Source organism: Gardnerella piotii (assembly GCF_049815665.1).
In the GTDB taxonomy this organism is placed as follows: domain Bacteria; phylum Actinomycetota; class Actinomycetes; order Actinomycetales; family Bifidobacteriaceae; genus Bifidobacterium; species Bifidobacterium piotii.
The window spans coordinates 502,297-527,435 of the sequence record NZ_CP187450.1 but is presented as its reverse complement, the minus strand read 5'-3'; the positions used below and the strand labels follow the sequence as shown (position 1 = coordinate 527,435).

Below are 25,139 nucleotides of genomic sequence, written 5' to 3'. Positions count from 1 at the left end.
AGACTACTTAGTAACTACTTAGTATAAGACTTGTTTGTAAACGAATCGTCACGCTTATCAGCATACTTACTAGCATACTTAGAGTTAAGCTGCGACTCGTGGGCTTTTCTGCTGGAATTAAAATCATTGTACAAAGACAGAATCGTGTTTAAAGTAAGATTTTTTGGATCTTTATCGAAGAAGAAATTCCTAGCGTTTTGCGGGAACTTTTCCTTAACGTACGCGCGAGCTTTTGTAACAGACATAACTCCCATTACAAAACCGATGCAAATCCAAAATAAACGCTTAAACATCACTCCCCCTTAGGCGTAAACGACTCGCCAGAATTTGCCGCATGCCTAGCGGAAGATTCTGCTGCATCCGTTGGAACAGTAGCCTTATTAAAGAACGCATTAAAAGTGTCTTTAAGCGCGTAGCAAGCAGATGCAATTTTAACAACTGGCTTTCCAAGAAAAGCGCCATACAAATCCGTAAGAGCGCCAACATTTGTAGCTGTAGTGCGAGCAGCATCTGTAACGGCATTAACGTCTTCAAGGGTTTTGTTCACTTGTTTTACTGTGGTAACAGATTCGTCGATAGCAGGTAAAGCGTGTTCGCCCGATTCCTTAACAGTTTGAGAAATCTGATTGAACATTTTACCCAGCCGAATAAGCGGATAAATCATAAATCCCGAAAGCACCGCAAACGAAATCGCCGCAATAAGAGCAGCAATGTCTCCAACGCTCATCGTAACCTCTTTCCTGCTGTTTTACACACGACTACCCACGCAATGTATTAAAAGATTAACGAAGAGTCAAGACTCTTTTTGTAAATTTAGCGAACATTTAGTGAACACTTAGTGAACATTTTTGCGCAAACTAATCGCATTTACTCGTTATAGCCCTTAATTGTTATAGCTTGATCAATCGGCTCTGCCGTGTTGAAATCAAGGCGAGTTACACTTCCATTTTGCGGGCGCTCACTCAAATCGTAGCCAGCAGGGGCAAAACGATGCATAAGGCTTAAAAGCGTGTTTCCGTGGGAGATTTGCAAAACGTTGTCTCCATCTTTTAACGCTGGATTGCTTGCGATTATTTTGAAACCGCCTTCAACACGCTTCCAATATTCAATATCTGACTCTGCATCGTGGAATGGGTCGGCCTCTTTAAGCATGTCTCGAGTTGCAGCAAGACCAAATTTTTCAACGATTTCGTTATACGTTTTTGCTCCGTGAGGCGCGCCTGCAGCCCACCAAGCCATATTCATATCTTGGCCTTCAAAATAGCCGTAGCATTGCTCACGAAAATGCATATCGCTTACAAGATGCGGACGAATATGCGTATTCTTTTCGTTTTCGCTTAAAATACGCTCAGCTGTGATTTGTGCGCGAGTTGTATCGGAGCAATATGCGGCAGCAAAAACAATGTTCTTAAGCTTTTGAGCCGCTAAATCGGCGTCTTTAAGCCCTTTTTGAGTTAGTGGAGAATTGCTCCATCCTTGCAAGCGATTGTAGCAATTAAACATGGTTTGACCATGACGAACTAAATAAAGATGCAACAACATAACTTAATCATCTCACTTTTTAAGTAAAACGCGTAAGAATCAGAGTAATTAAGACAAGACTAATCAAATTAAGACACGACTAATCAAGACTAATCACAACTAATCAAGACTAATCCAAGTCAACATCTCCTAATTCTTGGAATCTGCTTGCAATCAACTCTGGAGTAGTATCGGAAATCCAAGATGCCATTCCTGCTTCCGACCCAGCCAAATACTTGATTTTATTGGCATCTCGCATAAACGAGAAGAATTGCAAATTAAGGCGATAATGTGAGCGTCGAGAATCGTGCACAGGAGCTTGATGCCACGCTGCAACGTAAGGCAAATCAACGAATTCGCTGGAATTTGCATCACTCATACCAGAAGATAAGTCGAAAGCAGCCGAACTTGCAAACGATTTAGCACTCGAATCGCCCGCGTTTGAAGACGATAATCCAAAGAACTTATTAGCACGCTTAAGAAGTGTTATGTAGATTTGCGCCAAATCCCAACGCTCTTGGTCGTCAAGCTGATCCAAAGTAAGAACGTCTCTAACAGGAGCAACATGCACCTCTAGCGGCCATCGAGCGGCAGCTGGAACATACGCAACCCAACTGTGATTATGCATAATCACACGCTTTTTAGCTTCAATCTCTGAATTCATCAAATCCTTAAGAAGATTGCTGCCAGTGCGCTCAAAATAAGCCTCCGTGTGGCGCAACTCCTGCTCCAACCTAGGAGCAATAAACGGATACGCGTAAATCTGACCATGAGGATGATGCAAAGTTACGCCGATTTGACTGCCGTGATTTTCAAACGGATAAATCTGCTCAATTCCTTCGATTTGGCTAATTTCTGCGGTTCTAAACGCCCACGCTTCAACAATCGTGCGCATGCGCAAAACAGAAAGATTAGCTGGCAGCATGTTCTCGTTGGAACTAAAGCAAATCACTTCGCATCGTCCAGCTGCAGGAGCCTGTTTCCACAATGGATTTCCGTCAACGTATGTTGTTGTGTTTGGCACGCCTGCAACCTGAGCCATAGCTGGATAGCGATTTTCAAAAACAACAACGTCGTAGTCTTCGTCTGGAATCTCTCCATCTTGATACTCGCACTGTGGCTTTCTGCCAGCAAATGGGTCGATTCTTGATGGCGAAGAATCTTTCGCAGAATCCGCAGAATCCGCCGAATCATGATTATTTGAATCCTCACTAAGAACTGCAGCTGGCCGCTTTGCCCACAACCTAGACATAGGAATCCAGTCTCCTGTAAGCGGATCTTGGCGCATTTGTGGAACTTCGCTAGGAACTTCGTTGCCTTCGCTATCAACATGCGAAGTAAAGCGATACGCTAACTTTCTAGGGTCAATCAGTTCCCTTGTTTTGTGGCCGCTAACGTATTCTGGATTGTCATCTATGTAGAAAAAGTCGCGTCCGTCGGAAAGCTTTGTTGCTGTAATGCGCATATGCTCGCGCGCGTAAGTTCCAGGGCGATACAACTTATACGGATACTCGCCACCAAAATCGCGAATCGGAGATTGCGTTGCGCGTGGCGGCTCTTGCGGCGTAATACCACTTAAAACCGCAGGTATTGCAGGCATTTGTTGAGTTGCATACAATGAATCGCGCACATCGGCAGCAGCTTCTCCTTCGGCTTGAGCTACAAGGCTACTAAGCGACGAATCCCCAACACCCGTGCTTGTAATTTTGCTCATAACCGTTTCGTTTGCGCCGCTAGCTTTGTTTCTAGCACGAATCGCATTAACGTCTATTGCATCAAAAGCATCTGTGTCTTCCAAGCTTTTTTCAACTTCGCGTTCATCTGCCTTCTTATGCTTAGATGCGTCGTCAATCTCGAATCCTGCAGCAGCGCCACCTTCAAAGCCGCCGCCTGGGCCTGCAAATCCAGCTGTAGTTGGAATATTGTGCAACCCGTTAATCTTTTTAGGCTCTACCACAAGACCACCCCTTCAAAAGTGTTATTGTTTAGCGCGTCTTTTGCGCGTTTGTTAATTGCGCGTGTGGCAAGTTGTTGTGCTTTTAGCGCATTCGCTTTGGTATTTTGTTGAGACATCTTTGACTCCATCGTCTCTTCTACTCTCTAATCTTCTTTTATTGCGTATTCTGTTTTACTTGTATTTTGTATCTTCTTTTATTCTTTTATATATTCTTTTGTATCTTAATAACACGCTTTAGACGCTTAGTTACCTATTATATATTTTCTGATTCAACACTCGCACAATGTTATATTTTGTAATATAACGGGCATTGTTGTAATGATTATATGTGATTTTGTTTTATTATTAAAGTGTTTTGTTGCATAATGTTCGGTTGCTGGCGATTTTTCCCTAACAAAAGTTAATGCTCACCAACACACAACCAGCTTTTAGCATAATTCATATTGCTTTTATGCAAGCGCCAATCGCTCGCGAGTTACAATCGCACCACAAGGCAGGTCGGAGCGCAAGCTAGGTAGAGATTCAAGATTTTTCGCAGCGGATGAAGCGAACCTCAGCATCTTTGATGGTGATTCGCTGAAGCAGCAAGAAAAATCGAGAATCTCGGCGATGAAAATCACGTAAAAGTTCTAGATATTCAGAAGGTTTGATGTATTTCTATACGAGCAATAAAAGAGGAGCGTAGCGACGGGACTTGCGAGGAGAGAAATACTCAAACCTCGCGCAACATCAAATAGGAAATCGCGCGCTACGCTTTGAGCGCGAAGGCAGGTCGGAGCGCAAACGCATTGACCCCCACTATGCAATGCACAGCAGGGGTCAAGCGGTATGTCCTTAAGAATGAAATCCAGAATTTAGCGAGCGTAGTACTCGACGACGTACTGGATGTTGACTTCAACTGGAATCTGATCGACTTCCGGCTTACGAGTCAAAGTAGCCTTCAAAGAGGCAAGATTCACATCGAGGTAACCAGGAACTGCTGGCAAAACGTCGCGATGAACGCCTTCCGCAGCCATCTGGAATGGCACCATTGTCTGGCTCTTAGCGCGAACCTGAATGGTCTGGCCTGGCTTAACACGGTAGGATGGGCGATCAACAAGATTGCCATCTACCAAGATGTGACGATGCACAACAAACTGGCGAGCCTGAGCGGTTGTGCGAGCAAAACCTGCGCGCAAAACCAAAGCGTCAAGACGGGTTTCCAAATCGGTGAGCATTGCGTCACCAGTCTGACCTGCAGTGTGCGTACCCTTTTCGTAAGCTGCACGAAGCTGCTTCTCGGAAAGACCGTACTGAGCGCGAAGACGCTGCTTCTCGCGAAGACGTACTGCGTAATCGGACTCGGTACGACGACGAGTGCGACCGTGCTCACCTGGAGCATATGGACGCTTCTCGAAAATACGCTGAGCCTTTGGGGTCAAAGCGATGCCGAGGGCGCGAGAAAGACGCACCTGACGGCGAGAACGCTGAATATTAGTCATTACTAATCCTTTATTCTGTCGTTATCTGAACGGAACGTGAACCAAACTTTTACGATTATTCACGCTGAGCCGGCCTCTCCAGTGCTTCTTCGTGTAAACACACGAACGCGAAAGCATTAAAACGCTGAAATAACGCCATAATTCTTGCGCGCCGACCCACTGATGGGCTAAGGCTCCAGATAATGCCTACGAAAATAGGCATCGTTTCCTATACTACTCCGCACTGTAGATAGTTGCGCTCGCCTCAACATCATCATTTTGCGCGAAGAACGCCAGAGTCCATTGCGTAAACACAGTCAGCGCTTGCAGCAACCGATTCATCGTGAGTCACAACTAAAACAGCCGCTCCAGAAGCCGCACAATCGCGCAGCAAAGACACAACAGTTTGAGTATTTTGCGAATCCAAATCGCCAGTAGGCTCGTCCAAAATCAACAAACGCGGCTTATTAATCAAAGCGCGCGCAATCATAACGCGACGCATTTCTCCGCCAGAAAGCTCGCGCGGATAGCAATGCGCAAGATCGTCAACGTTAAGTTGCTTAAGCAAATCCATAGCAAAGGAATTTAAATTCGCACAATCTTCTGGATCAAGTTTTTGCGCAAAATCGCCTACTCGCTTAGAAGATGTGCGCGCAATCATAACAGGCAAAATAACGTTATCTAGCACATTCAAATTAGCAATAAGCGTTTGCGATTGCGTAACAAAACCAATGTTTTTTGCGCGAATCGCAGAAGTTTGCTCGTCGCTTATAGAAGGCATCGAAATATTGCATCCAAAAATCGTAACACTTCCGCGCGTAGGCTTTAAAAGCCCTGCAATCATGTTTAATAGAGTTGACTTTCCATTTCCAGACTTGCCCACAATTGCCGCAAAATCGCCAGCTTTAAGCGAAAAATCAACATTGTCTACAGCAATAAACTTGCGATTTTTGCGCTTAAATTCGCGAGTAACATTTTTAAGATTTACGACTAAATCACCTAAGCCTAAATCGTTGCCAATTACTTTATTCGCCACTTCACTTGCCATCTCACTTGCCATCTCGCTTGCCATCTCACTCGTCACTTTACTCGCCATCTCTTAAAGTCAAATACGCTTCCCTGCTTGCGATTCGCCCAACAATAATCGCAGAAGTTACCAAAACACTAGCAAGCGAAAACGCTACAGAAACTGCCGCAAGCGCGCACACAAACCAAACATTCGACTCCAAATACGGCAATTGTAACTGGCTAGAAATCGCAATATTGTATGGGAACAAAATAAGCGAAGCAAACGCAACGCCAATCACGCCACCTGCAACGCCAATCACAGCCGATTCGCGCGAAATCATACCAAAAAGCATGCGCTTATTTGCGCCCAAAATCCTCAATGAAGCAAATTCCCTCTTGCGCTCCGATGTAGATGCAGCAAAAACGCACACAAGAATTAACACGCCCACAGCCCAAAACGCAAAAACGCCAAGAAAAATCGCCTTGTTTAGCACCTCTAAGCTATTTTTAGTCTGCTCTGTAATTCCGCCTGGAAAAACCATTCCAAGACTTTTAATTCCGCTAGTTTTACGAATATTTTCCGCAACACTCTTAGCGCTAAAACCCTTGCGCACTTTTACAAGAACAGCACTAACGGCCTTGCGCGCGTATTTTGCAGGAATCGCAGTGTGCCCAACTTTCGACGAATACTTAACAACCGCTGGAATTGTGTCTCTGTTTACAAACACTGAGTTATCTAGGCTAGTGCCCGTTTTAGCAAGTTGCGCAACAATCGGCCATTCGTGCCCATACAAGCGAACCGTGTTTTGGTAAGAAACAAGCACGTTTGCGCCTGCAATCATCTGACCTTTTTTAAGCTCGTTTTTGTGTTGCGAATAAATCCATGGCGCGATTACAAAGTCACTCGTAGGGTCAAAACCTATGATTTGCAACTTTTCCGCGCAGCATCCAGCAGATAGAGAAGATATGTAAGTTTGCACGCTTGCTTTTTCAACGCCTTTTGATTTTCGCACAAAATCTTCAATATTGTTCGTAAAGTAAAACGTGCTCGATCCGCCATTAGTTAACAACGCTTCCGCGCGATTGTATGTGTTTTGTGGAATCACCATAATATCCGCGCCAAGGCGAGCGCGCATGCTATTTAGGCCGTTTGAAAGATTTAGGGAGATTAGCGAGCCGCCAAAAAACACTGCAGCTAAGCACGCGGAAACCACGATTAACGCGGCGGTTCTTAACGGCTTTTGCTTTAGGTTTTCTAGCGGCAATCGCTTTAATGTAATAGTTCGCATAGTAGATTACTTAGATGCGCACTAGCAAGCAGACTTAGTGTCAAGATACACGCTAACGGATGCAAACACCAACGCTAGCACAGATAACACAATCAACGTTGGGCGCATAACAGATGCGCAATGCATCATTGGACTTTTGCAAACACCAATAAGGAATGTTGTAGTAGAAATCATAAACAGAGAATTAGCAATTACAGCAATATTTAAGCCAGCGCGAACGTGTTCTTTAACAAATAGCGCAATAATGCCTAGAATCGCTATAACAACGCCAATTCCAATAGCCACGCGGCTTGTGTAGTAGCATGCCATAGGCTGCATCATCATATGCATTTTAGGCATCTTAGACATTTTGCTCATGCCACCAGTTGAGCATGGTTTTGCAAATGTCAATGGAGCTATAGCAATAAGAATTCCAAACACAATTGCGTGAAGCGATGCGAATAATTTGTTCTTCATAATAAATACCTCATTAAATCTAGTTATTATTTTTTAGTGTTGCTTTTTGTTTAATGCAACACGCTTTACGGCACTCACGTTTGCAAGCGCCACGCCTTTTAAATCTCGTTTATAACTACAATCGCAAAGATTCAGAACTTAATCGACTTCCCCTTGAGTCACAATCTTGAACATTTGCAGTTTTTACTTTTATTCTTTTTTACTTTTATTCTTCTTGCGCTTATATTTCTCTTACTCTTATATTTTTCTTACTCTTATATTTTTTCGTATAGCTTAATAGAAAACAAGTCTTGAATATTTTGTTTTCGTGTATATAATCATGCAATAGCTATAACAACATCACAATTAACAATCTAAAGTAATCTTCAATAAGATTGTATTATTTTGCATACAACATCTATAAAACGAGAAATTTTACAATTTTACAATTTCTCAATCGGAGCAGCTCTTAGCATAAGTCGCTTTACGCCATCCGAACCAAAATCGACTGTAATAATCGAGTTTCTGCCCTTGTCTTGCGTTTTAAGAACAGTTCCAAGACCGTATGTGTCGTGTGAAATCTTATCGCCTTCGTGGAAATCGTTGATGTTTAGGTTGTTATCTTTTTCTTGCAAACTTTGCTTTTTGTAAGATAATGACGATGCGGACGATTGCAAATTTGAGGTGGACGATTGACTTTGGTACGATGCGCTCGATTTTCTTGCGATTCGCGTGGTGACTTTGCCAGATTTTGAGCCATACGACTTGCCGTATGAGCTGCCATACGAACTAGAACCATACGACTTTGAACCATACGACTTGCCATAAGACTTTGAAGAACCATATGAGCTGCCATAATGCGATTTGCTGTAGCGAGATCCGCTATAACTCGAGCCTCCGTAAGTTGTGTACGAATCGTCGCTCCAACCGCCGTCGCTTCCAAAATCGTCGGAGAAATCGCCAGCAAAATCGCGGTCAAAATCCCTGCCTGCTCCCCTAAGCCCAGCTCGCATAACATCTGCTTCATTGCGTTTCCAGCAAATCAAATCCGCAGGAATCTCGTCCAAAAACTGACTTTGAATCATCTCCGCAGACTTTCCCCATTGAGAGCGCTCAGCTGCCCAAGTAACGTACAAAATCTTCTTAGCGCGAGTTATGCCAACGTATGCAAGACGACGCTCCTCGCAAAGCTCCTTTTGATTGTCAACACAGCGCGAATGAGGGAAAGTGCCCTGCTCCATGCCAGTCAAAAACACAACAGGATACTCCAAGCCCTTAGCTGTGTGAAGCGTCATAAGCGTAACTTTTCCAGTATCTTCACCCTGGTCTGGAAGCTGATCCGAATCCGCAACCAAAGCCGTAGTCTCCAAAAAACCAGCAACATTAGCATCAGGCGTATTCTGCTCATACTCGGCTGCAACCGATTGCAATTGAGACAAGTTATCTACTCTAAATTCATCTTGAGGGTCTTTCGACTCGCGCAAATCTTGCAACAATCCGCTTTCGTTAAGCACGTTCTCTACAACCTTAGAAGGCTTGGAATCGTTAGCTTTCATAAAGTCAATAAGCGAAGTCATAAGATCCCTAAAACTCTTAAGCGCATTAAAAGTTCTAGATGAAATACCAATTTGCTCCGCAATCTTATCTATTTGACTAAGAGCAGACCAAAAACTTATAGAATTTTCTTTTGCATAAGACGTAATCTGCGACTCAGCACGCGCACCAAGACCACGCTTTGGAACGTTTAAGATGCGGCGCATATTAACATCATCATCAGGGTTTGCAATCGATTGCAAGTAAGCAAGAGCATCTTTAACTTCGCGACGCTCATAGAACTTAGTTCCGCCAACAAGTTGATAAGGCAAGCCCGACTTAATAAGCGCATCTTCTAAGCTACGCGATTGCGAATTTGCGCGATACATAATAGCAATATCCGAGTAGTTTACGCCATCTTCGCCATCTTCGCTTGCCAAGCGCGCGATTTCTTGAGCAACCCACATCGCCTCGCCTTGCGCGTTATCTGCTACGTAGCCTACGATTGGCGAGCCTTTGCCTAAAGATGTCCACAACTTTTTAGGCTTGCGATTAGTGTTGTTAGAAATCACGGCATTTGCAGCATCCAAAATGGTTTGTGTAGAGCGATAATTCTGCTCCAACATAATTGTTGTAGCGTTTGGAAAATCCTGCTCAAAGTCTTGAATATTGCGAATATCTGCACCGCGGAAAGCATAAATCGACTGGTCAGAATCGCCAACAACCGTGATTGACGATTGCGAAAGCTGAGTGGAATCTGGTGAAGCTGCGAAATCTGGTGAAACTGCGGAAACTTGTGAAACTGCGGAATAATCACCCACACCTGCAAGCTGGCGAATCAAAACGTATTGCGCGTGATTTGTATCTTGATACTCGTCAACCAAAATGTAGCGGAACTTTCGCTTGTAATACGCGCTAACTTGCGGATTTTGGCGCAAAAGCTTAACCGTTAGCATAATCAGATCGTCAAAATCAACAGCATTCGAAACGCTAAGCCTATTTTGGTACTCCGCGTAAACAGCGGCGTAAAGCGCATCGGCATTGCCAGCAGCATTAAAGCTAGATGCGCCAGATACAGACGCGCCTGGCTTATAATCTGGTGCGTAATTTTTAAGATTTTCCTGCCATGTAACCAAATTATTTTTGAAATCAGATATCTTAGACAATAAAAGTTTCGGCGTAAACTTTTTAATATCGATGTTCAATTCGGATGCGATTATTTTAACAAGACGCTCGCAATCCGAAGAATCGTAGATAGAAAAGCCTGATTTTAAGCCGATTGAATCGCCATGAGCGCGAAGAATCTTAACGCAAGCAGAATGGAAAGTAGAGACCCACATGCTATTTGCACTATTGCCGATTAAGCTCGCCAAGCGCTCGCGCATCTCCGCTGCCGCCTTGTTAGTAAATGTGATTGCAAGAATTTGGCTCGGCCACGCTTTGTGATTAGCCAAAATCCACGCGATTCGGCGCGTAAGAACACGCGTTTTGCCACTGCCTGCGCCAGCTCCGATTAAAAGCGCGGGGCCAGTGTATTGAACAGCCTTGGATTGCTGAGGATTTAAGCCTTCTAAAAGCGATTGTGGGTTGATTTCGGGGAGGTTGGAAGATTGTGCGGATGTTTGAGAGTATTGGGCAGCGGCAGAAGATTGAGCTGTTTGGGAAGATTGTGCGGAATTTGAATATTTTGCGGAAAAATCGCCAGCAACCGTATAAGCAGAAACCTCGCTCGTCATATCTTCATTAATAGGAGCATCACTAATAGAAGCATCGCTAATGGGAGCATCACTCTGCTCGTCGAAAACTTCATTAATAGGAGCATCGCTCTGCTCGCTGGCATCTTCTGGATTGCCAAACAAATCAAAATCGTAACCGTACTTGCTCAAAGCCGCTCGCTCCCATGTTTCAAATCGCAAAAATTAAACTCTAACCAATTTTAACGGACGGCAGCCAAACACAAATCGTGCGTTTTGCACTGTACGCATTACGCAACTTACGCACTTTGTAGCACATTTGACCCAAATCACGTACAAAAAGCGGAAAAACTGACGCACTTTGTAGCTCTAAACAACGTTTTGCATCGTTCGCGCGGTCTAAGCGCTCAGACAGGTCGGAGCGCGGTCAAAGCTGGGGGTAAGCTATACAGATACCGCTGCACACGCAAAATACGGCGCAATTTGAAAGGAATAATCGTGCAAGAACTTGAAGAACGCATCCAAAAAGAAGGCATTGTTAAGCCAGGAAATGTTTTGAAAGTCGACGCATTCCTTAACCACCAGTGCGATTGTGCGCTTTTTGATGCAATGGGAGCCGCTTGGGCGCAGCATTTTCAAAACACGCAAATCAACAAAATCCTAACAATCGAGTCTTCGGGAATCGGAATCGCGTGCGTTGCCGCGCGTCATTTTGGAAACATTCCAGTGGTTTTTGCAAAGAAAGCGCAATCAATAAACCTGGATGGCGATCAATACGTGTCTACCGTATTCTCGTTTACAAAGCAGCGCGAGTTCCCTGTAATTGTGTCTAGAAAATATTTGAGCGCAGACGACCGCGTTTTGATTTTGGACGATTTTTTGGCTAATGGCAAGGCTTTGCAAGGGTTGATTGACATTTGCGATCACGCTGGAGCCACGGTTGCTGGCATTGGCATTGCGATTGAAAAAGGCTTCCAAGGCGGCGGAGACGCGTTGCGCGAAGCTGGATATGACTTGGATTCGCTGGCGATTGTGGAGTCGATGGATCCTAGCGATGGCTCAATCACATTCCGCAAATAGCGATACTTTCGCATTTTATACCACACGATACTTCCGCATTTTGTACCAAATTCAGGCCAAAACACGTACAAAAAGCGGAAAATGCGAAAAATGCGATTGTGCGCAAATTGTGAAAAAATTAAACATAATTCTTCACAAATCGCAATTTTGCGTAAAAATACGATAAAGTAGTTCGGTTGGTGTTTGAAACCTATTACTCTAAATGTGCTAGTTTTCAACATGCAATTTTTAATAATTTTCAATAAGATAGCTTGATCAAGATAGCTTTAATCGGCTAGTTTTCAACTGATTGGCGGCTAAACGTATGAGTGATGTTGTGATTGTAAGCGCAGCGCGCACACCGATAGGCAAATTCGGAGGCGCGTTGAAGTCGCTCACATCTGTTGAGTTAGGAACAATCGCAGCAAAAGCCGCAATCGAACGCGCAGGAATCAGCCCAAAATCCGTAGATCAAGCGATTTTTGGCAACGTACTTCAAGCAGGCAGCGGTCAAAACGTTGCGCGCCAAATCGCCCTTAGATCGGGGCTTGACGAGTCAAGTTGCGCAATGACAATCAACGAGGTTTGTGGGTCTGGTCTTAAAGCCATTCGCCTTGCGCAGTCGGCGATTTGCATGGGAGACGCACAAGTCGTAGTTGCTGGCGGCACGGAAAGCATGAGCAACGTGCCGTTTTACGCGCAAAACATGCGATTTGGTGGCATTCGCTACGGCAACAGCGCGCTGGTTGATGGACTAAAAAAAGACGGTCTTTGTGATGCTTTTACTGGCAAAGAAATGGGCGTTACTGCAGAAAACGTGGCTGCAAAGTTTGGAATAACGCGCGAGCAGCAAGACGCTTTTGCGCTAAAATCGCACCAGAAAGCCGTTTTTGCGCAAAACAACGGCGATTTTGACGCGGAGATTGCTCCCGTGCAGCTTGCGGATGGAACTTTGATTAGCCGAGACGAGCATCCTCGAGCCAACACTTCTATGGAGAAATTGGCTAAGCTTAAAACGTTGTTTGAGGCGGATTTTGGAACGCGCGAAGCTGATGGAATGCGTGGAGCGAACTGTGGCTTGAGTGAGGCGGATTCTGGCAGTCGCGAAACTGGTGGAATGAGCGAGGCAGATTCTGGCACAAAACACTCGCCTACCGTAACCGCTGGAAACGCGAGCGGTATCAACGACGGAGCAGCAGCACTCGTCTTAATGAGCAAAGACTACGCAATCGCGCACGGAATCGACTATTTGGCAGAAATCGTGGGATTTGCCGAGGGCGGAATCAGCCCAGACCTTATGGGATACGCGCCAAAACACGTTATGGAGCGCATGCTAAAAAACACGGGCTACACCGTTGAAAACATTGACCTTTTTGAGATTAACGAAGCGTTTGCTGCGCAAAGCATAGCCGTTTGCCAGCAGCTGAACATAAGCGAAAGCAAGCTGAACGTAAGAGGCGGCGCGATTGCGCTCGGTCACCCGCTTGGCGCTAGCGGAGCCAGGATTTTAACAACACTTCTTTACGCGCTTAAAGACAATCACATGCAAAACGGCGTTGCGGCGCTGTGCGTGGGAGGCGGAATTGGAGTGAGCATGCAAGTTAGGATGCGAAAGTAGACGTGCGATTGACTTGCGCGGTTGACGTGCGTGTGTTGCAACTGGAGTTGTGACGACTGAAGGATGCGTGTTGCGACACGCACGGAGTGTGCGTATACGAATGACACCACTTGCGGAGTGTCGCAAATCGCGCGGTTGCTGGCGACTTTGCGGATGCTTACAACACGCGCGACTGGTCGCAGTTATGCGGCTGCTAGCGAATGTGGCGGCTACTGGCGACTTGAAAAATGGCGTCAATGGCGTCAAAGAAACATTGCAAAAGTGAAAAACGTAAAAATGAAAATCGTGAAAATAGCGCAAAAAATGGAGAAACATGGCAGCTTTTCGAGAATTAAGCGTAGAACAGCGCATAAAAACGCTGGAATCAGAGTGCGCGCTTAGCGGCGATTTTGCGCAACTTCTGCTCGAGCAACTCGCGCAAAGCAGCGAAACAAACATTCCTGCAAGCGTTGCAAACAGCATGATCGAAAATCAAATCGGGCGATTCAGCCTGCCAGTAGGCGTTGTGCGCGGCCTAAAAGTAAACGGCGTTACTCGAAACGTGATGATGGCTACGGAAGAGCCGTCCGTAATCGCTGCCGCATGCAACGGCGCAAAAATCGCGTCGAAAAGCCTAGAAAACGGCGTTGTTGCACGCAACGAGCATTACGTTACGCGCGCGCAAATCGTTTTTGAAGACGCGGACGGAAGCGTAGCCCAAAAACTAGATAGCATAATGCGAGACGAGTCAAAACGCGCGGCGATTAGTGAGATTGCGCGCTCCGCGCACCCATCAATATACCAACGCGGCGGCGGATTAGAACGCGCGCAGGCGGCGGCGTTAACAGGCTTCGCCAAGCTAACACTAGACATAAACGCGTGCGATGCAATGGGCGCAAACATTGCAAACACCATTGGCGAAGCTGTTAAAACCCAGCTGGAAAGCTGGGTTGGGCGCAAGGCGCTGGTGGCAATTCTTGCCAACTCCAGCCGCGCGGCAACAGTCGCCGAAGTGCGCATACCCGTAGAAGCGCTTGTGCCTAGCGCAAAAACTGCCGCGGCTGGAGATGCCGACGGCATGCGCCTTGCGCGCCGCATCGCCGCCTTAAGCTCACTGGCCGCCGTAGACGCGGAGCGCGCTGCAACACACAATAAAGGAATCCTAAACGGAATAGTGGCTGCAACACTCGCATCAGGCAACGACACGCGCGCATTGCAAGCCGCCGCGCACGAATGGGCCGCAAAATCTGGCCGCTACATGCCTCTTTCAACGTGGACCTTGCAAAATAACGACCAAATCCTTTACGGCCGCATCGAAATCCCATTGCAAATCGGCACAGTGGGCGGCGCAATCGCCTCGCTCCCAATGTCAAAAATCGCGCTGCAACTTGCTAAAGTCAATAACGCCAACGATTTTCGAAACGTTCTAGCAGCCGTAGGACTCGTGCAAAACTTGGCGGCTCTTCGCGCACTCGCGGGCCCTGGAATCCAGGCTGGCCACATGCGCCTTCAGGCCGCAAACATCGCTATCGCTTCTGGAGCGCGCGGGGACGAAATTCAAAAGGTTGTGCACGCGCTTCTAAACGAAAATTCTTCCGATTTGAACACGAATTCTGCAAGAATAATTCTTGATGATTTGCGCAAGCGCAGGAACACGTAAAACCGCAAAAACGCGCGGTTAATGGCCATTTTTCCGCGGAAAAGTCGAAAGCTTCCGCGCCGTAAAATTTACACCACTAAAATCGCACTTAAAAAAAAATCACACTTAAAAAAACCACACTTAAAAAAATAGGAAACCATGAGCAACACTTCAAAAAACACGCCAAAAGTCGGCATCGACCGCATAACTTTCGCAACTCCAAATTGCTACCTGAGCATGAAAGATCTGGCAATCGCGCGCGGAATCGACCCGAACAAATTCACAATCGGAATAGGCCAAAGCCAGCAAGCGGTGCCGCCAAATCATCAAGACATCGTAACGCTTGGCGCTCAAGCTGCGCTGCCGCTGATGCCGTACATCGATAGCAACCGACTCAAAATGGTGATTGTTGGTACAGAAAGCGGCGTCGACGCCAGCAAATCCAGCGCGCTCTACATTCACAAACTTCTAAACCTTAGCGAGTGGGTGCGTTGCGTGGAAGTAAAAGAGGCGTGTTATGGCGGAACTGCGGCGCTTATGATGGCTCGTGACTACGTTCTGGCACATCCTGGCGCGCAAGTTTTGGTGATTGCTGCAGACATCGCGCGCTACGGCGTGGGAACTCCTGGCGAGGTGACGCAAGGCGCTGGTGCTGTGGCGATGCTTGTAAGCGAGAATCCGCGCGTGTTGCAAATCAACGACGACAGCGTTGTAAAATCGGCGGAAATCCAGGATTTTTGGCGCCCTGTATATCAAAGCACTGCTTTGGCGCGCGGAAAGTTTTCAACCGAGCAATACATTCGTATGTTCTGCTATGTGTGGCAGAAATACAGTGCGGAAAACGACTGCAATTTCAACGATTTTGAGGCGATTTGCTTCCATCTTCCATACACAAAAATGGGGCTTAAGGCGCTTCGAGCTGGTTTTGAGGCAAATTCGGGCGTGTCGCACACATGTGATGGCGTGTCACACACAAATGACGGCGCGTCTACTACGTGCGATACTCGCGAACGTCTTCTTGCGCGATACCAAGACAGCACGCAATATAGTCGCCGAATCGGAAATATTTACACTGGTTCACTCTATTTAGGCTTAATTTCTTTACTTGATTACGATTATTTTAGGAATTTTGACGATTCTTCGGTTAATGGCAATCCATCAGAGCCTGCTTGCGATTCATCTGCGATTACTTGCGATTCATCAGAGTATGCTTGCGATTCATCAGAGTATGCTTGCGATTCGTCTGCGGTTGCTTGCGATTTCCCCTCCGCAACACACCCAAATGAGTCACCGTTGCACCCATATCCCCTACTCCCAGGCCAAAAAATCGGCTTATTCTCTTACGGTTCTGGTGCTGTAGCGGAATTCTTTAGCGCAACACTTGTTCCAGAATGGCGAAGCGCGCTGTTTTCTAATCAGCACATAAAAACATTAAACAATCGCACGCAATTAAGCGTTTCGCAATACGAGGAAATGTTTAACAGCGCAGCGCCTTATTCTCCGCAAGATTTTGTAAGCAGCCAAGAGAATCGAAGTGGCGCGCGATTCGTGCTTGACTCCATCAAATCTCAAGAGCGCAACTATCGTTCTATCTAGCCGTAGTGCGATTGTATCTTAAAATACGGCAGGTCGTATCATTCGCGCGGTCTAAGCGCGCGAATGTCTTCGCCGCGCAGAAGCAGTGCTTCTGCCTTGAGTGCCTCAGCGCTCCGAATTACCTTTTCGCGCTACGCTCTAAGCGAAAAGGCAGGTCGTCGCGCAAACGCACAACACAAAGCGGAGTTAATTGACGCACTTTGTAGCTCTAAACAGTGCGATACGTACCCCGTATATTGCGTTTTTCTTGTAATATTAACGAGGTATTCTGTAAAATATATTTTACTCTTGTGCGCGTAATAAGTTTGTTGAAAGGAGATTGAATATGAAAGCTTTAGATATAGCATCAATTTTTATTGATCGATATGGGAAAACGCTAGCATTGACAAATCTCACTTTGAATAAGCTAGTATATTTTGCGCAAGTGGAATCGTTGCGCAATAATCCTGAGCGCCCGTTATTTACGGATGAGATTCAAGCTTGGGAATATGGTCCCATAGAACCTAGCGTTTATAACGAATTTAAGCAGTTTGGCAGGAATTGTATTTTTAATGCGCCTAATCACGAAACTAACCAGTATGCTGATCGCATTGTAGATACTGTTGTTGAAAAATATGCTTGGATGAATGCATTTGATTTAATAAATTATACTCATCGCGCTGGTGGTGCGTGGCACAATGTGTATGATGCTTTGCACAATAAACCGATTCTTATACATGATATTCTTCAGTCGTCAGATGTTGGTTCATATCCTGCTAGGAAAAATACGTTTATTAGTGCTGTGGATGCTGTAAAAAAACAGTATCCTAATACTTTACGTATTCTTGGTGATGCATGAGCCAGTATGATGCTCTTGTTTGGAACGAGGAGCAGATTATTGCCTTCGCGGAAATAGTGTGTTCTATTCAACGAGAGATTGTTGATACAAGCCAAGGACTTGCTACTGTTAAGCAAGAAACTCAGGGCAGTGTTGAAAATGTTTTGTATTCTGCATTTGCGATTATTTTTGATAGCTTTCCAGCTGATCGAAATAACTATACGGATATTTTTGACCAAATTGCTGACTTTGCTACACATCTTGCTAAAGACCACATTTTTCCTGATGCTAATAAGCGTACAACAGTATTAACGTGTGTAGCTTTACTTCGCAATAATGGAATTATTCTTGATATAGAAGATAGTGTGAATCCTTTTGACAATGATTTATATAAATGGATTCAGAATATTGTTGAAGGTAAGATTGCGCGTGCGAGTTTAGCTGAACAGTTACGTGCACATGCACATTTACTACTGAATGAAGTTAATTAATTAGTTAGAGTCCCGAACAGTCGAAGTGTTCGGGACTCACTACCCACTATAATGCAGGCTCATTAAGGGGTTATAGGATTATAGGCCAAAAGATTTAATAGCTTAACACAAAAGTGGCTTGAACTTTTATTCAAGCCACTTATTCGCGGATGAGGCGAGATTCGAACTCGCGGTAGGTTTCCCTACAACGGTTTTCAAGACCGTCTCCTTAGACCGCTCGGACACCCATCCATGTGCGCTAGTCGCACTATAAGCACGCAAAGCACACAAGCGTATATTTTACCATAATCCCTAGGAAAAACGCGCAGGCTCCGCACCTAGTCGCGCCTATTTCCAAGCAACTCCAGCAAGTACACAAACATGTTGATGAAGTCCAAATAAAGATTAAACGCGCAAATAATCGAAACGCGCTTAATCATTTCTGGCTGATTAGCATACGCTTCAAAAATCGCACGAGTTTTTTGTGCATCGTAAGCCGTAAGACCTGCAAAAATCAACACTGCAATCGCAGCAATAAATCGCATAGTTCCAGCGCTTGGAGCAACAAACATAAGAATTACCTGGCTCACGCACAACACCAATAAAGCCACCATAAGAATCGGCCCAGCTTTAAGCATATTCACTTTTGTAGTAAGCGCAAGCATTGTAAGGCACAGGAAGAATCCAGCAGTTAAAGCCAAAACCATTGCAATAGAGCCTAGGCTAAACACAGTAAAGATCGTGCTAAGTGTAAAGCCTGTAAGTGCCGCATACGCATAGAACATTGCACGAGCAGCAAAAACGCTCATTTTCATAACGCGCATTCCAAGCACAACAGCAAGCACCACTTGCGCAATAATAATGCCAAAGAAGCCGAACCTACCCGTAGCATACAAGTAAGAGTAAAGCGCACCCGTACTTTGTGTAAACATTGCAACAAGCGTTGTGACGATTAGACCAACGGTCATCTCTGCGTAAACGCGACGCACACTCACTCGCTCCGCCTGCTCGCGCACATAAGTAGCTTGCGAGTCTACAATTGTTGGGTTTTGCGCAAAATCGCCAGCATAATTGCCGTTAAAATTTCCAAAATCTCCCATAAATCCTCCTAAATCCTTATTAAGTATCTAATTATAGTACATTTGTACGACTATGCGTGTCGAACAGATCAATATGTATTAGCTTGTTACGACTCAGGCGCATCCTCCACGCGCGGCGCACCATTAATATCGCGATGAATCCCCTGCATTTGCGCCTCAATGGCCTGCAAATTCTGCGCGCACTCAAGCAGCGTCTTGGAATGCTCCGCCAACTTTGCGTCTGGCAAATCCGCCTTATAACGCAGCGCGTGCTCCAAGCTCGCCCAATAATCCATTGCAATTGTGCGGAACTGCACCTCAACAGGCGTGTAATGCGCGCCCGACGACAAAAACACTGGCACAGCGTAAATCACGTGCAAACTGCGGTACCCATTCGGCTTTGGGTTTTTAATGTAGTCCTTAACTTGCAGCACCTGAATATCCGTTTGCTTGGAAAGATATTGCGCAACCGCGTACACGTCGTCGCGATAGTTGCAAATCACGCGGATTCCAGCCACGTCGAACAGATTGTCGCGAATCGAACGCGTTGATATGCTTAGGTTTCTGCGTCGCAGCTTCTCAAAAATCGAGTGCACGGATTTTAGTCGCCGCTCCATGTGATGCACTGGGTTGTGCGAAAATCGCACCTGAAACTCGCCGTCCAAAATCTCCAGCTTCGTGCTGATTTCGTACATCGCGCCTTCGTACACTTGCATCATGTTTACGAATTCGTCCATTTGCTCGGGCGGAAGATGCGGCGTTTCGCTTTTTATAGGTGATTTTTGCGCGGACTTTTCGTCGGCGGTTGCTTGCGACTTTTCCGCAGCAGCGTCTGGCGACCCACCATCGCCAGCCCCTTGCAAGCTGGCGTAAAGTTCGGCCAAATTTAAACGATTATGACGATCAAGTATCACGTCTTTTTATTTTACTCGCAATTTTGCTATAAGTCTGATAATCACCTGGGAATATGCGCGACGACCTTCCTTCGTGCTTAAAGCGTAGCGCGCGAACGACTTTCCGCACTTTGTACCAAATTTGACCTAAATCACGTACAAAATGCGGAAAAGATTGACGCACTTTGTACCAAAATCCGCCTAAAACACGTACAAAAAGCGGAACACAACCCCGCACTTTGTACCAAATTTGACCCAAAACACGTACAAAACGCGGAAAAGATTAATCGAGAATGTTGTAAATCACGCAACGGCCGCAGGAACTCCCGCAGAAAGCAGCTTCTTCTTAAACTCAAGCGGATTCAAGATATCGCAATAATCAAATCGCACAACCCTAACAACTCCGCAATCCATAAGCCACCGCTCTCTATTGCGTTCTTTCCTAACTGCATCACGATTATATCTATATAAGTTATTTGTGCTGAAGTTGTTGATATTTTCCACACCTTCATCAGAATCCTCATCACGCAAGTCGCAAGCAACCGAGCGGCTATCAAGCAAAGTTCTATCTTCAATCAAATATTTATCAGTGCCATCCAGCTCGCCAACAATAATTTTTCCGTTAACTTTCCACATAAAATCTGCGCGATATGGGCTCTGTGGATGATTCGGGTTTGGAAACTCGTGCTGCAACTCTGGTTCCACAAAACCAAGCTCAAGCATTATCGCCCGCGCAAGTGACTCTCCGCCGTTCTCGCTCTTAGGGTTCGCATAGTTTACCAAAGTTTCCATTCGTGACAAAACATCAAATTCATCGGTGCCAAGAAAATTTGGATTGTTAATAGGCGAATAATTTACACCATAAAAATCCGCGTTTTTTGGATTCTGAACACTGTTCAAGAACTGCGGCGTATCGCTACAACAATCCATGGAGCCGTAAAATTTACGACAAACACGCAAAATTTTGTTAAGATCTTCACCTTTTCGAGCAGCAGAATCGAAAGTTGCTAGCGACTCGGCGAACGACCCCTTCCAAGCGCACACGTAGAGAACGTTGTAAATGCTGGCAACATGACTAATAGCAAGTTCTTCATCAGTCGCAATATGACCAAATGACGATGCTGTCAAAAAATTCGTATTTTTTACTGTGCCGCTATTAGCGCTTGTGCCCTTGCCAATAATTGTGCCGTTGCTCACATTTTTATGTCTATTTTTAGTAAAATCATCTAGCCTTATACCAGATTCATCTTCTATTATGTTTGGAAGTTTTAGTCGGCTATATTTGTGTCTAAATGCACTTCGCACCGATTTTTTCCGCTCTAAATCAGATTTTTTCTTGTTCGAAGCAAATTTTTCCGCATAACTAGACGACACGTATATTTCGGTAAGCGAATGATGTATGTAAGGCAAGTGAACCACCTCCAACCCCAGGAGCACGGCGGCAGTTTCGCCAGTAAAATTCCACTTTTTTATCTTTATCTTGTTTGTAAGAGTGACTGCAATACGCTTAACTTTATCTTTGTACAGCAATTGATCCCAGTGATCACGAATAGCGTAGAAGCCGTAATATGGCTCTACTAATTTTCCTGATTCTAAGCAGCGTCGCAAGTCTGTTCGAGAATTGCTTTGAGAAGCCATAAGACATGACTTAGAATTCTCTGACTCAATAAGTTTTTTAAATAATTTATCGGGTATGCCGTTAATATTTATTTTCTTTGACATATGTTGATAATAAATAACGTTGTTTTTGTATGTAAAGAATTTTTTATCAATGTGGTTAAAGGCTATAAAACGTTGAAAAAGCGGAAAAGTTGACGCACTTTGTACCACATCTGATCTAAATCACGTACAAAAAGCGGAACCAATTGACGCACTTTGTACCAAATTTGACCCAAAACACGTACAAAAAGCGGAAAAGCGCTCGCATGTTACAGCGCGCTACGCTTTAAGCGAAAAGGCAGGTCGTCGCGCGCGCATCACTTTGCGCGCAACTTAATCTCGCCACGCCCAACCCATAGTATGTGCTTGCCGCGAATATCCCACTTGCGCCGCCTCTTACCAGCCGCCGCCGTAATCATCATGGAAAGAATCGCCGCCGAGAAAATCATCGCTATAACAAACAGCGTCATCCAAAGCGGCCACTGCACATGGTCTTCTGGCGCCGCAACAGGGTCTGGCAGCACGCGGTACCCCGTAACCAGCAGCCTATGCGAGTTAATTCCGTACGGCGTGCACGTAAGCAGCGTTGCCAAATCGCGCCCAGGCTCGCGCTGCAGCAAGCTTATATCGTGCGGATCCACCACGTTTATGCGAAACACCTTGTATCGCAAAGTCTCGCCTTGCACGTCTAGATAAAAGTAGTCGCCTTTTTTAAGGTCGGTTAGCGAGTCAAACATGGTTGCGTTCGGCAAGCCCGTGTGCGCGGTGATCACGGTGTGCCGCCCCTTGCCGCCCACTGGCAAATCCGTGCCATACAAGTGCCCCGCGCCTCGCGCCAGAGTATCTTGCATCGTGCCGTGGTAAATCGGCAGCTTTACGCCAATCTTCGGAATTTTTACGATGCCAATAATGCCCATCGGCTCCTCAAGCGTTTTAAGGTAGCGCTTGTACGCGGGCGTGTTAGTTATGCTTTCCTGGCCGTCGCCGCCGTACGGGTCTCGCGTAAGCATGTCTTTGCGCGCCGCGTTGTAGCGCTTTGCGGCGCGAATGTGCGCACGCCGCACGTCGCCAGCCTGATCGTGGTTGTATTTATCGTACGCAGTGGAAATCTCCTTAGAAACGTGATTGTTCCACAGCGTTGAGCACACAGGATAGCTAAAGCACAGAATGCCTGCAAGAACCAGCGCAATCGGCTCTAGAATGCGCATCAGCGCGCTTTTCTTTTTAGTTATTTTTTTAGTTGTTTTTTTAGTTTTAAGTGTATTTTGGTTTATTTTTTGGCTTGAGATTGAACGTAATGTTTGCTCTTCGGCTGCTTGCGACTTTTCCGCTAGCAAATCACTCGCACCAGCCACACTGCTCGTGCCAGCCACACTGGAGGTACGCTTCGCCTTATTCTTAAACAATTTAGCAACCGCGCGCTCGCTTAACGAGTGGCACCAATTGCTAACATCGGCTAGCTTCATAACTCCTCCAAGCTCAAGCTATTGAATTAAATAACTCCGCACTTTGTACCACATTTGACCAAAATCACGTACAAACTCGGGAAAGATTAGAGCACTTTGTACCAGAACACGCCAGCGTAGAAACAAAATGCTCAACGCATTTTGTTTTAAGCGCTGCAGCGTGTCTTCTGGTACAAAGTGCCTAAATCTTTTGCATGATTAAACCAAACGCCACCTAATCCAGCGTTGGCTAATCACACACAATCACGCAGCTTGCTCTTCTTCCTTCTTGCGATTCTTAAGGAATACGAACATACCAGAGCCAACAAGACCGAGGCCAATAAGCGCAAAGATAATCACGCCTGCAGCACCAGTCTTTGGAAGAGTAAACCAATTCTTACCGCCATCAGGGCCGCCGTTTGGAAGATCCTTGAAGGAGTGAACGTAAGCAGTACCAGTTCCTTCAGACGCTGGAATAGTTACCTTGTCAACAGCTGGAGACAAAACGAATCCTTCTGGAGCTTTAGTCTCCACAACGTAGAATTCTTTACCAACCTTTGCCTTGAAAGCAGTAGTCAAACCAGTATCACCAGTTCCATTCTTTGCATTCGCAAAGCCCTTAGCAGACTTGTTCTTGCACTTATCATCATTACGAGAAGCATCCGCTGCGCAAGCCTTTGCTTCATCCTCATTAGCAAAGACAGCAAACTCAGCACCCTTAAGAGGAGACTTACCATCGGTTCCGTTAACCTTCTTAATCTGGAAGTCGCGAAGAGTTACCGTAGAACTTGGGTCTGGAGTTGGAGGATTTACTGGTGTTGGAGTTTCATCACCCTTCTTGTGGCCTGGCTGGAAACCGTACTTGTTAACAAGATCTCCAGCAGCAACAGTTTTGCTAAGCTTGAACTCAAACTTAACAGTCAACTTAGCATTTGGTGAAGTCTTAAGAGCATTAGCAATAGCAGTAAGTCCATCATCAGTAAACGCTACCTTAATGCGCTTACGGGTTGCAGTGCCGCCGTTATTATCAACAGGACTATCTTCAACATTAACCGTGTACTTATCTTCTTTATTTTCAGTGTTATTAATTGGTGTCTCGCCAATCTTAACTTCCGTAACTAATTTCTTAGCATTAGCAGAAGTTAAATCCTTCATGCCATCATACGCACTAATCAACGCATCATCCCACACAGCAAAGTCCTTATAATCGTCCTTTGTGCGAGTCGTAATAGGAGTGTTAGTTGATGTGACCACAGTAGTGGAAATGGTATATGGCAAGGTATCCTCAGCACCAACCATTGCAGACGTATCAGCAGTCTTCTTAATTGCATCCTTAGTGTAAGCATTCTTAGGATCAACTGTTACAGCGTACTTGTAGGTATTACCGTTCGTGCCGCGAGTGACTTCTGGAACCGTCATAAAGAATGGATTAGGAAACTTTTGGTATCCATCAGGAGCCTGAGTTTCTTCAACCTTGTAAAGGCCGATAGCAAGTTTGTCTATTTTTACTTTACCATCCGAACCAGTTACAAACAGAGTATGATCAGTTTCGCCTGCAGGTGGATTAGGGTTCGTGACTGCATCGTCAAAACCGATATTACTTGTAGTATTAGGTGTTAGGTTAAGCGTTGGAACCTTAGCAGCAACCCTGAGCCATTCATCATATTTTGTAAGGTCAAGGTTTGTATTGTCAAGCGACTTAACTTTGGTCACCTTAAACTTTGCACCAGGAACAGGGGTGTCCTTCTTCTGTACACCGTTATTATCGGTTTCATCTTTGTACTTGGTAATCTCGATGGAACCAGTCTGAGCCTTGCAAGCGTCAGACCAAGGCGCACCATTATTGCATGTATCAGCAGCCCAAGCAGAGCTGCCAGCAACCACGGCGCCAGCAACGCACAGCGTGCCAGCCATCGCGAGCGAGGCCACCGCGGCCACGCACTGCTTTGTTATCTTATTCATATTTTCTCCTTGTTTGTTTTGTTCTT

20 protein-coding genes and 1 tRNA gene are annotated in these 25,139 nt (G+C 45.6%); 6 read left to right on the top strand and 15 right to left on the bottom strand.

The annotated features are described in order from the left end of the window. Nucleotides 1–14 precede the first annotated feature (14 nt). From ACPEIW_RS02235 to ACPEIW_RS02195, 9 genes are all read right to left on the bottom strand, one after another. Nucleotides 15–293, bottom strand: a complete 279-nt coding sequence (locus ACPEIW_RS02235) for a hypothetical protein (protein WP_425664127.1) — start codon at nucleotides 291–293, stop codon at nucleotides 15–17. Continuing rightward, nucleotides 293–727, bottom strand: a complete 435-nt coding sequence (locus ACPEIW_RS02230) for a DUF948 domain-containing protein (RefSeq protein WP_004131946.1) — start codon at nucleotides 725–727, stop codon at nucleotides 293–295. Before ACPEIW_RS02230 ends, ACPEIW_RS02235 begins: the two co-directional genes overlap by 1 nt. Nucleotides 728–867: 140 nt before the next feature. Further along, entirely contained in the window at nucleotides 868–1,542 is a 675-nt protein-coding gene (locus tag ACPEIW_RS02225; protein WP_425664125.1) for a histidine phosphatase family protein, read from the bottom strand. Between the two features lie 109 nt (nucleotides 1,543–1,651). After that, nucleotides 1,652–2,986, bottom strand: a complete 1,335-nt coding sequence (gene galT / locus ACPEIW_RS02220) for a galactose-1-phosphate uridylyltransferase (RefSeq protein ID WP_425664377.1) — start codon at nucleotides 2,984–2,986, stop codon at nucleotides 1,652–1,654. Between the two features lie 1,346 nt (nucleotides 2,987–4,332). Further along, nucleotides 4,333–4,959, bottom strand: coding sequence for a 30S ribosomal protein S4 (gene rpsD, locus ACPEIW_RS02215; protein ID WP_004113375.1), 627 nt, complete (start codon nucleotides 4,957–4,959; stop codon nucleotides 4,333–4,335). A gap of 253 nt (nucleotides 4,960–5,212) precedes the next feature. Beyond that, nucleotides 5,213–5,986, bottom strand: a complete 774-nt coding sequence (locus ACPEIW_RS02210) for an ABC transporter ATP-binding protein (protein WP_425664375.1) — start codon at nucleotides 5,984–5,986, stop codon at nucleotides 5,213–5,215. Between the two features lie 37 nt (nucleotides 5,987–6,023). Beyond that, nucleotides 6,024–7,235, bottom strand: a complete 1,212-nt coding sequence (locus tag ACPEIW_RS02205) for an ABC transporter permease (RefSeq protein ID WP_425664122.1) — start codon at nucleotides 7,233–7,235, stop codon at nucleotides 6,024–6,026. A 21-nt stretch (nucleotides 7,236–7,256) separates the two neighbouring features. Continuing rightward, nucleotides 7,257–7,691, bottom strand: coding sequence for a DUF4418 family protein (locus ACPEIW_RS02200; RefSeq protein WP_016635725.1), 435 nt, complete (start codon nucleotides 7,689–7,691; stop codon nucleotides 7,257–7,259). Between the two features lie 422 nt (nucleotides 7,692–8,113). Further along, a complete protein-coding gene (locus ACPEIW_RS02195; RefSeq protein ID WP_032816946.1) occupies nucleotides 8,114–11,089 on the bottom strand; it encodes a UvrD-helicase domain-containing protein in 2,976 nt (991 codons plus the stop codon). A 306-nt stretch (nucleotides 11,090–11,395) separates the two neighbouring features. Between ACPEIW_RS02195 and ACPEIW_RS02190 the strand changes: the two genes are divergently transcribed. The 6 genes from ACPEIW_RS02190 (at nucleotide 11,396) to ACPEIW_RS02165 (ending at nucleotide 18,096) form a co-directional block, all read left to right on the top strand. Then, on the top strand, nucleotides 11,396–11,977 hold the full coding sequence (locus ACPEIW_RS02190; RefSeq protein WP_032816948.1) for a xanthine phosphoribosyltransferase: 582 nt from the start codon (nucleotides 11,396–11,398) through the stop codon (nucleotides 11,975–11,977). 304 nt (nucleotides 11,978–12,281) lie between these two features. Further along, nucleotides 12,282–13,574: a thiolase family protein gene (locus tag ACPEIW_RS02185; protein WP_116438276.1), complete on the top strand. Its 1,293-nt coding sequence runs from the start codon at nucleotides 12,282–12,284 to the stop codon at nucleotides 13,572–13,574. A 313-nt stretch (nucleotides 13,575–13,887) separates the two neighbouring features. Continuing rightward, nucleotides 13,888–15,213, top strand: a complete 1,326-nt coding sequence (locus tag ACPEIW_RS02180; RefSeq protein WP_425664119.1) for a hydroxymethylglutaryl-CoA reductase, degradative — start codon at nucleotides 13,888–13,890, stop codon at nucleotides 15,211–15,213. 138 nt (nucleotides 15,214–15,351) lie between these two features. Next, nucleotides 15,352–16,788 carry a hydroxymethylglutaryl-CoA synthase family protein gene (locus tag ACPEIW_RS02175; RefSeq protein WP_425664117.1) on the top strand — a complete coding sequence of 479 codons (1,437 nt, stop codon included), beginning with the start codon at nucleotides 15,352–15,354 and terminating at the stop codon, nucleotides 16,786–16,788. Nucleotides 16,789–17,113: 325 nt separating this feature from the next. Beyond that, entirely contained in the window at nucleotides 17,114–17,626 is a 513-nt protein-coding gene (locus tag ACPEIW_RS02170; RefSeq protein ID WP_016837430.1) for a Panacea domain-containing protein, read from the top strand. Beyond that, on the top strand, nucleotides 17,623–18,096 hold the full coding sequence (locus ACPEIW_RS02165) for a Fic family protein (RefSeq protein WP_016837428.1): 474 nt from the start codon (nucleotides 17,623–17,625) through the stop codon (nucleotides 18,094–18,096). Before ACPEIW_RS02170 ends, ACPEIW_RS02165 begins: the two co-directional genes overlap by 4 nt. Nucleotides 18,097–18,242: 146 nt before the next feature. Here the strand turns inward: ACPEIW_RS02165 and ACPEIW_RS02160 are convergent. From ACPEIW_RS02160 to ACPEIW_RS02135, 6 genes are all read right to left on the bottom strand, one after another. Then, a tRNA-Ser gene (locus ACPEIW_RS02160) sits at nucleotides 18,243–18,327 on the bottom strand. A gap of 86 nt (nucleotides 18,328–18,413) precedes the next feature. Then, nucleotides 18,414–19,175, bottom strand: a complete 762-nt coding sequence (locus ACPEIW_RS02155; protein WP_116285633.1) for a Bax inhibitor-1/YccA family protein — start codon at nucleotides 19,173–19,175, stop codon at nucleotides 18,414–18,416. Between the two features lie 86 nt (nucleotides 19,176–19,261). Then, on the bottom strand, nucleotides 19,262–20,068 hold the full coding sequence (locus tag ACPEIW_RS02150; protein ID WP_425664114.1) for a GTP pyrophosphokinase: 807 nt from the start codon (nucleotides 20,066–20,068) through the stop codon (nucleotides 19,262–19,264). A gap of 282 nt (nucleotides 20,069–20,350) precedes the next feature. After that, nucleotides 20,351–21,685, bottom strand: coding sequence for a hypothetical protein (locus tag ACPEIW_RS02145; RefSeq protein WP_032818151.1), 1,335 nt, complete (start codon nucleotides 21,683–21,685; stop codon nucleotides 20,351–20,353). Nucleotides 21,686–22,023: 338 nt separating this feature from the next. Then, the gene (locus ACPEIW_RS02140; protein WP_425664112.1) at nucleotides 22,024–23,172 is read right to left on the bottom strand and encodes a class C sortase; all 1,149 of its coding nucleotides are present in this window, start codon (nucleotides 23,170–23,172) and stop codon (nucleotides 22,024–22,026) included. Nucleotides 23,173–23,415: 243 nt separating this feature from the next. Beyond that, entirely contained in the window at nucleotides 23,416–25,113 is a 1,698-nt protein-coding gene (locus ACPEIW_RS02135; protein WP_425664110.1) for a SpaH/EbpB family LPXTG-anchored major pilin, read from the bottom strand. Nucleotides 25,114–25,139: the final 26 nt, after the last annotated feature.